Here is a 7,763-nt window from a genome sequence, read left to right as displayed (position 1 = left end):
CCACTCCAGCTGAAGTCCAAAAAGGTGTGGCCGACAATACCAAAGATACAGTAGATGTCCCAGCTAGCTACCTTGACAAAGCCAATTTCCCAGGTCCATTTACAGCCGGTGTCAACCAAGTCATTCCATACGAAGCTTTTGGTGGAGATGGTATGTTGACTCGCCTCTTGTTAAAAGCCTCAGATAAAGCCCCATGGTCAGACAACGGCTCAGCTAAAAATCCAGCTCTCCCACCAGTAGAGAAATTGGGCAAAGGTCTTTACTTCTACGAAGTAGACTTGGCTGGCACCCAAGGCAAATCTGACAAAGACTTGCTTGACCTCTTGAAACAAAATGGTACACAAAGCTATAAAGCTACTATCAAGGTGTACGGTGCGAAAGATGGCAAGCCTGACTTAACTAACCTCATAGCGACTAAAGATTTGACTGTTAATTTGAATAGTTTGACCACTCCAAATCAGGTTAAAGACTCTGTTGTTAACAATGTCAAAGACATGATTGATGTTCCAGCTAGCTACCTTGAAAAAGCAAATGTTCCGGGTCCATTCTTGGCCGGTGTCAACCAAGTTATTCCATACGAAGCTTTTGGTGGAGATGGTATGTTGACTCGCCTCTTGTTAAAAGCTTCAGACAAAGCCCCATGGTCAGACAACGGAACAGCTAAAAATCCTGCTCTATTGCCACTTGAAGGCTTGGCTAAAGGCCAATATTTCTACGAAGTGGATTTGAATGGCAATACGGTTGGCAAAGATGGTCAGGCCTTGCTGGATCAACTTCGAGCTAACGGAACACATACATACCTAGCTACTGTTAAAGTCTATGGTTCTAAAGATGGCAAACCTGATTTGACCAATCTGATTGCTACTCGTCAAGTAACGATTCAGCTTCGTGGAAAAGAAATGGCGACAATACCATCTCAACAAGGTCAGATGAATACGGAGCCTTCTGAAACAGGCTCTACAGGTACGACTGAGGGTATGATGGGTACAAATCACCATATGTCAGATATGAAGGTCGATCAACCAGCTTCTAGCCCAATGGCTAATATGATGAAAAAAGATGATAAAGCGATGCTACCAAATACTGGGGAAGCTAAAACAGCTACAGCTGGCCTTGGTATCGTTGGTCTAGCCTTGGCAGGGCTTGTTGGACTTTTGGGTTTGACAACCAAACGAGAAGATTAAGATTCAAATCACTTAAACATTAGAGAAAATAGTGTTATACTAAAGCAAGTATAACACTGTTTTTATCGAAGGAGTGTCAGATGAAAAAGACAATTTTGCTGGTTGATGATGAAATAGATATTCTAGATATTCAAAACCGCTATCTTATACAGGCAGGTTACGATGTTTTGGTCGCCCATGATGGTAAGGAGGGATTAGAACTTTTCAGAAAAAAATCTATCGACCTCATTATCACAGATATCATGATGCCCAATATGGATGGTTATGATTTTATCAGTGAAGTTCAGTATATCGCTCCGGATCAACCCTTCCTCTTTACAACTGCTAAGACAAGCGAACAGGATAAGATTTATGGATTAAGTTTGGGGGCAGATGATTTTATAGTCAAGCCCTTTAGCCCACGCGAATTGGTTTTAAGAGTGAATAATATCTTGCGTCGCCTTAGCCGTGGAAGAGAGACAGAACAGATTGAGTTTGGTGACTTAGTAATCAACCATGTGACTCATGAGGTTCGCATTGGGGAGCAACCTTTGGAATTGACAGTAAAATCCTTTGAACTTCTATGGATATTAGCTAGCAATCCCGAGAGAGTCTTTTCAAAGACGGAACTTTACGAGAAGGTATGGCAAGAGGACTATGTGGATGATACCAATACACTCAATGTTCATATCCATGCTTTGAGGCAAGAGTTGACTAAGTATACAAATTCAAATGCTCCTGCTATCAAAACTGTCTGGGGTTTGGGCTATAAGATGGAAAAACCAAGAGGTAGAAAATGAAATTAAAAAACTATATTCTAGTGGGGTATCTAGTGTCGACTCTACTAACGATTTTGGTCGTTTTCTGGGCAGTCCAACGAATGTTGATCGAGAAAAGTGAAGTTTACTTTCTAGTTGGAATGACCTTGATTGCTAGTTTCATTGGCGCTGCAGTGAGTATCTTTCTTCTGTCGCCTGTTTTTTCTTCTCTGAAACATTTGAAAAAACAAGCTCAGGATATAGCAAGCAAGGATTTCAGCACAGAAATCGAAACCAAAGGACCATTAGAATTTCAAGAGCTGGGTCAGGCTTTTAATGACATGTCCCACAATTTGCAAGCCACCTTTCAATCACTTGATGAGAGCGAGCAAGAAAAGAGAATGATGATTGCGCAGCTCTCTCACGATATTAAAACTCCCATTACCTCTATTCAGGTTACTGTGGAGGGAATTCTAGATGGGGTGATTAAGGAAGAGGAGCGGCTCCACTACTTAGCCACGATTGGTCGGCAAACTGAGCGTCTAAACAAGCTAGTGGAGGAATTGGATGTTTTGACTCTCAATACACAACCTCAAGACACTGATACTGAAGAAGTCGAAGAGGTCTTTTTAGACCAGCTGCTGATTGAGTCAATGAGTGAATTCCAACTCCAGATTGAACAAGAGGAGCGGGATGTTTACATTCAAGTATCACCTGAGTCAGCGAAAATCAAGAGCCATTCTGACAAACTTTCTCGCATTCTAGTCAATTTGTTAAACAATGCCTTTAAATATTCAGAACCAGGAACCAGAATCGAGGTTCTTGCCCAATTAACAGAACAAGAGCTGACAATCAGTGTGAAAGACGAGGGTCAGGGGATCCTTCCTGAAGATTTGGAAAAGATTTTTAAACGACTTTATCGTGTAGAAACTTCGCGCAATATGAAGACAGGTGGACATGGCTTAGGTCTTGCGATTGCACGAGAACTAGCTCATCAGCTTGGTGGCGAAATCACAGCAGAAAGTCAATATGGCTTAGGAAGCAAGTTTACATTCAGCCTCAATTTGAAATAAAGCTGTAAAATCCCTTTACATATCTAGCTTTTCATGGTATAATAGCCTTTGTGTGAAATAGCAGCAGGAAAGCATGAAGCTCGTCAACAGGTGTCTTATGATAAGTAACCTTGGCTGTTTAGGCGAAGGGCATCTGCACGAATCAGGGCTTTCTAAGTGACTATTTCCGCCAAATATTATTTATATCAGGAGGACATACATATGTCACGTTATACAGGACCATCTTGGAAACAAGCTCGTCGCCTTGGCCTTTCACTTACAGGTACAGGTAAAGAATTGGCACGTCGTAACTACGTACCAGGACAACACGGACCAAACAACCGTTCTAAATTGTCAGAATACGGTTTGCAATTGGCTGAAAAACAAAAACTTCGTTTCACTTACGGTGTAGGTGAAAAACAATTCCGTAACTTGTTCGTACAAGCTACAAAAATCAAAGGCGGAATCCTAGGTTTCAACTTCATGCTTCTTTTGGAACGTCGTTTGGATAACGTTGTTTACCGTCTTGGTCTTGCGACTACTCGTCGTCAAGCTCGTCAATTCGTAAACCACGGTCACATCCTTGTTGACGGAAAACGCGTTGATATCCCATCATACCGTGTAACTCCAGGTCAAGTAATCTCAGTTCGTGAAAAATCATTGAAAGTTCCAGCAATCCTTGAAGCAGTAGAAGCTACTCTTGGACGTCCAGCATTCGTATCATTCGATGCTGAAAAATTGGAAGGTTCATTGACTCGCTTGCCAGAACGCGACGAAATCAACCCAGAAATCAACGAAGCACTTGTCGTTGAATTCTACAACAAGATGCTTTAATTTTAAGAAATATCTTACAGAAAGCCTACAACAGTGGGCTTTTTGCTTTGTCTTAAAAGGTTGATTTCTGGGTTTGCTTAGATATTTGCTAGATTGATTTCATTGCTGCTTCAAAGAATGAGACGGCTTTTTTTGCGTTCTCTTTTGAGAGGTAAAAAGAAGCGTGACCCTCCCACAGCTATAGAGCTTTTAGGCGGGAAAACCACACTTCTTTCTTGAATTAATTTTACATCATTTTGACTTAAAAAACAAATAGAGGCGTCCCACCTCCTACCGCAGAAAGATCTGTTTCAAGGGGAGATGGAAAACCTCTATTCGTTAATTTAATTATAGCCTAAAAAACTTTTAAATACAAGGCTATTGAGATAGTAAGGGGGAAAAAAGAAGTAACCATCATTCCGACCACATAGTAGACAGGGGGGAACAAGATTACTTCCTTTATTTACTTAAGTATACAACATTTTTACAAGAAAGCAAAGTAGCAGGTTAGTCTAATGGGGTGCTTGTTGTACTTTAGCAAGTAAGGTGTGCTATAATGCTTTTAACAGGAACTAAAAGCCATTAGTAAATAACTAATATTGGGTCATATTGTTCCGATGTTAGAGAGAAGGAACTTAATGAAATTATGGGAATATGTTGATAAAAATGTTCGCCTTATTTTAGAAGATGGGACCTCCATCAAGGGTAGGGTGGTTGATTGGTTTGACGGTTATGATTTAGATGGTCCTGACGAAATAGTTATAGGTGATCGCTCATATCCTGAAGATATTATCAAGAAAATCAAAATTATTAGTGCTTAGTTCAACCTAGGCGATTTTATCGACTAACTATAAAAAGTATAAGAACTATCGAAAAAATAGCAGAGAGGAAAATAAATGAGTAAACAGCTTTGGAAGTATCTTCGATCAAGGGTTCAGATAGTCACTAATTGCGATAAGATAATCAAGGGACGTGTCATAGACTTTGTTGACGAAATGGACAATGATGAGCAAGATGAAATCACTATTCTCATTGCTAATCCTAGTCCAGATGAAGCTACTGAAATTTCTCTCTTTGAGAGTGAGATTGTCTCGATTAAAACAATCTCATAGGACTTAGAACAATCTAGGTGCTTTTACCTGCCTTATTTGAAAGAAAACACTATGGAAAAGGATTTAGTTTATATGGCAATATTAGATGATTTACAAGAGTTATATGACAATGGTTGGGATGCCTCTTTTGATTATAATGGTCAAGTATGTGGGATTTTTCCTAATTCTGTTCATGATATTGTAGTGGTGATTGGAGATAAGGAATACCAGGTATCATCATTCATTGATCTGATTTCTCTAAAAATTGACGATAACACTTTAGTAGAAATTATGGATGGAATTGAAGTGCAGTATTATTAAAATAAAAATCATCTTTGATGAATGAACTGCACCCCAAAAATTAGATTTTGTCTGTTAAATTTTTGGAACGTAGCTCAATATGCTACAACGTTCTTATTAGGAGGGGAAGGGTAATGGGTTATAGTCAACAAGTATTAGACATGCTCCAGCAAACAGTCAGTGGTCAGATTGATAATTTTTGGGATTTTTCCTTTACGTTTAACGCTCTTTTTGGAGAAGATGCGGAATTTTCCGAGGCTTGGGATAATGAAAACTCTGAAATGTTTGACGCTCTCAATGACTTTGAGTTGATGATATTTTTAGAGGAACATGATCCAAGCGACAAACAAGGTTTTATCGATTTCTTAACACCTTACTACGAAAAAGCAAAGCAATTAGCCAATATTGAAAGGAATATTTAAATGACACTCTGGAAATTTAACCGTACAGATGTAATTATCACGTTAAAAAATGGCGCGGTAGTTAGAGGATTTGTAGAAGACTATTGTGACGCCTCTGACAATGACGAGGAGATTGACTCCTTGCTGGTAGATGTTGATGGAACTCTTTATGAATATTTTGAAGATGAAATCGTCAGCATCATAGAAAGCTAGTAGTGGGAATAGAATCTAAGGAAAAAATCTTGTTTGTTGAGATTGTTTTAGTTGGGATGGTCCTATATGAAAAAGGATGAAATTAAAAAATATTTAGACAAAGATCTTGAATTTAATTATAATAGCCGAGGTGCTTGCTTTTTATCGAGTATATGTGTAGTTGGTTATGATTATGAAGGTCAGCAGTTTGATACAATTGATGAAGCTATGGAAGCTAAAGTATTTGACGGGAAAAGCTTAGTAGATATATGGGATGAAGTTTTTCCACAAGTTTTTTAAAATGAAAAGCACCTTTGATGAACTGCACCCCAAAAGTTAGATTTTTTCTGTCTAACTTTTGGGGTGCAGTTCAAATGTATGAGATATTTTTAGTTTTGATTTAATTTCGATATTTTTCCGGAAAATACTTATTTTTCGGAAAGTCAAGATTTTGTTATTATTTATGATATACTGGTACCGTAATTATATCCTTACAGAGGTTAAGTAAGGGTTTCAGTACACGTCAATAGATGTCAAAATATTGATTTTAAGCGATTTTTGATTTTTGGAAACTCATTATATCGCACTACAAATCAATAAAAACTCTACCTTTTACTCTACCTTTTTTAGATAAATATATCATCTGGATATTGAAGTTAAGCCCTGCTATCATTTCGATGGCAGGGCTTTTTAATGTTTGGGACACTACCTTCTTATCTATATTTTGATGGAGCTGAAGTTGACATCTACAAAGTTTAATGTTAAAATACATTCAAAAATATATTTGAATGAGGTGCTTTATGGTTCAAAATGTTGTTACTTCAATAATCCTGTATTCTGGGACAGCCGTAGACTTACTTATTATCCTAATGTTATTTTTTGCCAAAAGAAAAAGCAGAAAAGACATCATTAACATCTATTTAGGACAATTTCTAGGCTCTGTTAGTCTAATATTGCTAAGTTTACTTTTTGCATTTGTCTTAAATTATATTCCTAGTAAAGAGATTTTAGGTTTGCTCGGTTTGATTCCAATTTTCCTAGGACTCAAAGTTTTGCTTTTAGGAGATTCTGATGGAGAAGCTATTGCAAAAGATGGTTTGCGCAAAGATAATAAAAACCTGATTTTTCTAGTCGCTATGATTACTTTTGCAAGTTGTGGTGCTGACAATATTGGTGTTTTTGTCCCATATTTTATTACCTTAAATTTAGCGAATTTGATAGTGGCTTTACTTACCTTTCTAGTCATGATTTATCTCTTGGTTTTTTCTGCCCAAAAATTGGCACAAGTCCCTTCTGTTGGAGAAACTTTGGAAAAATATAGCAGATGGTTTATTGCCGTTGTTTATTTAGGACTGGGGATGTATATCCTGATTGAAAACAACAGCTTTAACATGCTAAGGACTGTGTTCGGCTAGGAGAAAAAATTATGAAAAAAGATAGTATCTGCCAAGTGAATATTATAAATCAGCAAAATGTTACAACCGCAACGAACTACCTTGAAAAGGAAAAAGTCCAAAAATCACTTCGTATTTTATCAAAGTTTACCGATAATAAACAGATAAATATCATCTTTTATCTCCTTGCTGTTGAAGAACTCTGTGTCTGTGATATAGCCTGTTTACTAAATCTCAGTATGGCATCTGCCTCCCACCATCTTCGTAAACTAGCCAATCAAAACATCTTGGATACTAGAAGAGAGGGGAAAATTATATATTATTTTATAAAAGATGAGGAAATCAAAGACTTTTTTAATCAACTAGGATAACAACTATTTTTACTACTTTATCATGATTATATATAGGACTTATCTATGAAATTTTTTGATAAAAATTACTCACATGAAAGACTACTCGTAGCAAATCTTTAAGAAAAAAGTATAATTTAAAGCAAAGCGACCTAGGTAATGCAGGTCAAGTTAGCCAAGTTTAAAAGGGAGAAATCTGAAAGAAAATGTATCTTTGATAGTAGTCATTTATTGTGAAATATGATATAT

At 37.4% G+C, this 7,763-nt stretch carries 13 protein-coding genes; 12 read left to right on the top strand and 1 reads right to left on the bottom strand.

What is annotated here, in order from left to right; genetic code table 11:
* From GMD5S_RS0207115 to GMD5S_RS0207070, 10 genes are all read left to right on the top strand, one after another.
* Positions 1–1,184: SSURE domain-containing protein (locus GMD5S_RS0207115; RefSeq protein ID WP_016893822.1), on the top strand; the 1,184-nt coding region annotated here is incomplete at its 5' end.
* Between the two features lie 80 nt (positions 1,185–1,264).
* A complete protein-coding gene (locus GMD5S_RS0207110; RefSeq protein ID WP_000751228.1) occupies positions 1,265–1,963 on the top strand; it encodes a response regulator transcription factor in 699 nt (232 codons plus the stop codon).
* Positions 1,960–2,994: a sensor histidine kinase gene (locus GMD5S_RS0207105; RefSeq protein ID WP_000769392.1), complete on the top strand. Its 1,035-nt coding sequence runs from the start codon at positions 1,960–1,962 to the stop codon at positions 2,992–2,994. The genes GMD5S_RS0207110 and GMD5S_RS0207105 overlap by 4 nt, the downstream gene beginning before the upstream one ends.
* Positions 2,995–3,195: 201 nt before the next feature.
* Positions 3,196–3,807 (top strand): 30S ribosomal protein S4, encoded by a 612-nt coding sequence (rpsD, locus tag GMD5S_RS0207100; RefSeq protein ID WP_000092756.1) that lies wholly within the window; start codon positions 3,196–3,198, stop codon positions 3,805–3,807.
* A 617-nt stretch (positions 3,808–4,424) separates the two neighbouring features.
* Positions 4,425–4,607 carry a hypothetical protein gene (locus tag GMD5S_RS0207095; RefSeq protein ID WP_000780387.1) on the top strand — a complete coding sequence of 61 codons (183 nt, stop codon included), beginning with the start codon at positions 4,425–4,427 and terminating at the stop codon, positions 4,605–4,607.
* A gap of 75 nt (positions 4,608–4,682) precedes the next feature.
* On the top strand, positions 4,683–4,898 hold the full coding sequence (locus tag GMD5S_RS0207090; protein WP_000043341.1) for a hypothetical protein: 216 nt from the start codon (positions 4,683–4,685) through the stop codon (positions 4,896–4,898).
* A 72-nt stretch (positions 4,899–4,970) separates the two neighbouring features.
* Positions 4,971–5,198 (top strand): hypothetical protein, encoded by a 228-nt coding sequence (locus GMD5S_RS0207085; protein WP_009013763.1) that lies wholly within the window; start codon positions 4,971–4,973, stop codon positions 5,196–5,198.
* A 113-nt stretch (positions 5,199–5,311) separates the two neighbouring features.
* The gene (locus GMD5S_RS0207080) at positions 5,312–5,599 is read left to right on the top strand and encodes a hypothetical protein (RefSeq protein ID WP_000542381.1); all 288 of its coding nucleotides are present in this window, start codon (positions 5,312–5,314) and stop codon (positions 5,597–5,599) included.
* Positions 5,600–5,791 carry a hypothetical protein gene (locus tag GMD5S_RS0207075; protein ID WP_000177340.1) on the top strand — a complete coding sequence of 64 codons (192 nt, stop codon included), beginning with the start codon at positions 5,600–5,602 and terminating at the stop codon, positions 5,789–5,791.
* 66 nt (positions 5,792–5,857) lie between these two features.
* The gene (locus tag GMD5S_RS0207070; protein ID WP_000710706.1) at positions 5,858–6,070 is read left to right on the top strand and encodes a hypothetical protein; all 213 of its coding nucleotides are present in this window, start codon (positions 5,858–5,860) and stop codon (positions 6,068–6,070) included.
* A 286-nt stretch (positions 6,071–6,356) separates the two neighbouring features.
* Here GMD5S_RS0207070 and GMD5S_RS10885 read toward each other — a convergent pair whose 3' ends face one another.
* Positions 6,357–6,542 (bottom strand): hypothetical protein, encoded by a 186-nt coding sequence (locus GMD5S_RS10885; protein ID WP_009013804.1) that lies wholly within the window; start codon positions 6,540–6,542, stop codon positions 6,357–6,359.
* A 28-nt stretch (positions 6,543–6,570) separates the two neighbouring features.
* On the opposite strand from GMD5S_RS10885, the gene GMD5S_RS0207065 reads away from it, so the two are divergent.
* Together GMD5S_RS0207065 and cadX are read left to right on the top strand one after the other, a co-directional pair.
* Positions 6,571–7,185: a CadD family cadmium resistance transporter gene (locus GMD5S_RS0207065; RefSeq protein ID WP_000250556.1), complete on the top strand. Its 615-nt coding sequence runs from the start codon at positions 6,571–6,573 to the stop codon at positions 7,183–7,185.
* 11 nt (positions 7,186–7,196) lie between these two features.
* Entirely contained in the window at positions 7,197–7,535 is a 339-nt protein-coding gene (gene cadX / locus GMD5S_RS0207060; RefSeq protein WP_000711083.1) for a Cd(II)/Zn(II)-sensing metalloregulatory transcriptional regulator CadX, read from the top strand.
* The last annotated feature ends 228 nt before the right edge of the window (positions 7,536–7,763 follow it).

Source organism: Streptococcus sp. GMD5S (assembly GCF_000298715.2).
In the GTDB taxonomy this organism is placed as follows: Bacteria; Bacillota; Bacilli; order Lactobacillales; family Streptococcaceae; genus Streptococcus.
The sequence above is the reverse complement of the archived record's forward strand: the minus strand, read 5'-3'. Positions and strand labels throughout refer to the sequence as shown.

Excerpts from the sequence above, each read along its gene's own strand:
- GMD5S_RS0207070 (WP_000710706.1), top strand. The coding sequence starts at position 5,858 with ATGAAAAAGGATGAAATTAAAAAATATTTAGACAAAGATCTTGAATTT.
- GMD5S_RS0207110 (WP_000751228.1), top strand. The coding sequence starts at position 1,265 with ATGAAAAAGACAATTTTGCTGGTTGATGATGAAATAGATATTCTAGAT.
- GMD5S_RS0207065 (WP_000250556.1), top strand. The coding sequence starts at position 6,571 with ATGGTTCAAAATGTTGTTACTTCAATAATCCTGTATTCTGGGACAGCC.
- GMD5S_RS0207090 (WP_000043341.1), top strand. The coding sequence starts at position 4,683 with ATGAGTAAACAGCTTTGGAAGTATCTTCGATCAAGGGTTCAGATAGTC.
- rpsD (WP_000092756.1), top strand. The coding sequence starts at position 3,196 with ATGTCACGTTATACAGGACCATCTTGGAAACAAGCTCGTCGCCTTGGC.
- cadX (WP_000711083.1), top strand. The coding sequence starts at position 7,197 with ATGAAAAAAGATAGTATCTGCCAAGTGAATATTATAAATCAGCAAAAT.
- GMD5S_RS0207095 (WP_000780387.1), top strand. The coding sequence starts at position 4,425 with ATGAAATTATGGGAATATGTTGATAAAAATGTTCGCCTTATTTTAGAA.
- GMD5S_RS0207075 (WP_000177340.1), top strand. The coding sequence starts at position 5,600 with ATGACACTCTGGAAATTTAACCGTACAGATGTAATTATCACGTTAAAA.
- GMD5S_RS0207105 (WP_000769392.1), top strand. The coding sequence starts at position 1,960 with ATGAAATTAAAAAACTATATTCTAGTGGGGTATCTAGTGTCGACTCTA.
- GMD5S_RS10885 (WP_009013804.1), bottom strand. The coding sequence starts at position 6,542 with ATGTATTTTAACATTAAACTTTGTAGATGTCAACTTCAGCTCCATCAA.
- GMD5S_RS0207085 (WP_009013763.1), top strand. The coding sequence starts at position 4,971 with ATGGCAATATTAGATGATTTACAAGAGTTATATGACAATGGTTGGGAT.
- GMD5S_RS0207080 (WP_000542381.1), top strand. The coding sequence starts at position 5,312 with ATGGGTTATAGTCAACAAGTATTAGACATGCTCCAGCAAACAGTCAGT.